Below are 1,658 nucleotides of genomic sequence, written 5' to 3' on the forward strand. Positions count from 1 at the left end.
GGTCACCAGGCATGAGGGGTTGCCGGGCTGAGCAGGACTCAGCGCGGCGAATAGGGGTGTAGTAAAGAGTGGGTTGTGCTTGCAGCAACAAGGCACAAGGCGGCGAACCGCTATACCAGGYAAGACACACTGGTTATAGGATCAAGCCTTACGGGCAATTAGTACTGGTTAGCTTAACGCATTACTGCGCTTCCACACCCAGCCTATCAACGTCCTGGTCTCGAACGACCCTTCAAGGAGGTCAAGCCTCCAGGGAATCCTCATCTTCAGGCAAGTTTCCCGCTTAGATGCTTTCAGCGGTTATCTCTTCCGTACATAGCTACCCTGCGATGCCTCTGGCGAGACAACAGGTACACCAGCGGTACGTCCACTCCGGTCCTCTCGTACTAGGAGCAGCCCCCGTCAAGATTCCAACGCCCACGGCAGATAGGGACCAAACTGTCTCACGACGTTTTAAACCCAGCTCACGTACCTCTTTAAATGGCGAACAGCCATACCCTTGGGACCGGCTACAGCCCCAGGATGAGATGAGCCGACATCGAGGTGCCAAACACCGCCGTCGATATGAACTCTTGGGCGGTATCAGCCTGTTATCCCCAGAGTACCTTTTATCCGTTGAGCGATGGCCCTTCCATTCAGAACCACCGGATCACTATGTCCTGCTTTCGCACCTGYTCGACTTGTCRGTCTCRCAGTYAAGCACGCTTWTGCCATTGCACTWTMRGYACGATKTCCGACCGTACCWAGCGTACCTTCGAACTCCTCCGTTACACTTTGGGAGGAGACCGCCCCAGTCAAACTGCCYACCATGCACTGTCCCCGAYCCGGATAACGGACCAAGGTTAGAACCKCAAACAAACCAGGGTGGTATTTCAAGGAYGGCTCCACGTGAWCTAGCGWCCACGCTTCAAAGCCTCCCACCTATCCTACACAGRYCGGTTCACAGWYCAATGCAAAGCTACAGTAAAGGTTCATGGGGTCTTTCCGTCTAGCCGCGGGTAGATTGCATCATCACAAACACTTCAACTTCGCTGAGTCTCAGGAGGAGACAGTGTGGCCATCGTTACGCCATTCGTGCAGGTCGGAACTTACCCGACAAGGAATTTCGCTACCTTAGGACCGTTATAGTTACGGCCGCCGTTTACCGGGGCTTCGATCAAGAGCTTGCACCCCATCACTTAACCTTCCGGCACCGGGCAGGCGTCACACCCTATACGTCGACTTTCGTCTTTGCAGAGTGCTGTGTTTTTAATAAACAGTCGCAGCCACCGATTCTCTGCGACCCCATCATGCTAAGCGCGCAGGCGCTTCACACTACCGGGGTATACCTTCTCCCGAAGTTACGGTATCAATTTGCCGAGTTCCTTCTCCTGAGTTCTCTCAAGCGCCTTGGAATATTCATCCCGTCCACCTGTGTCGGTTTGCGGTACGGTCTCGTACAGCTGAAGCTTAGAGGCTTTTCTTGGAACCACTTCCAATCACTTCGCAAGCAATGCTCGCTCGTGCCATACCCTTGATTTACGCGCCCGGATTTGCCTAAGCGCCATCTTCGATACAGCAACAGGGACATCCAACACCCTGATGATCTTCCGCGATCCGTCCCCCCATCGCACTGTACGACGGTACTGGAATATTAACCAGTTTCCCATCAGCTACGC

Annotated in this window: 1 rRNA gene; it reads right to left on the reverse strand. The window is 54.0% G+C overall.

The features are described from left to right. Positions 1-137: 137 nt before the first annotated feature. Positions 138-1,658: ribosomal RNA gene (locus tag AC1DDX_RS27215) — 23S ribosomal RNA — on the reverse strand; the annotation flags it as partial.

It is taken from the genome of Pedobacter sp. 10L46_2, from assembly GCF_056395165.1.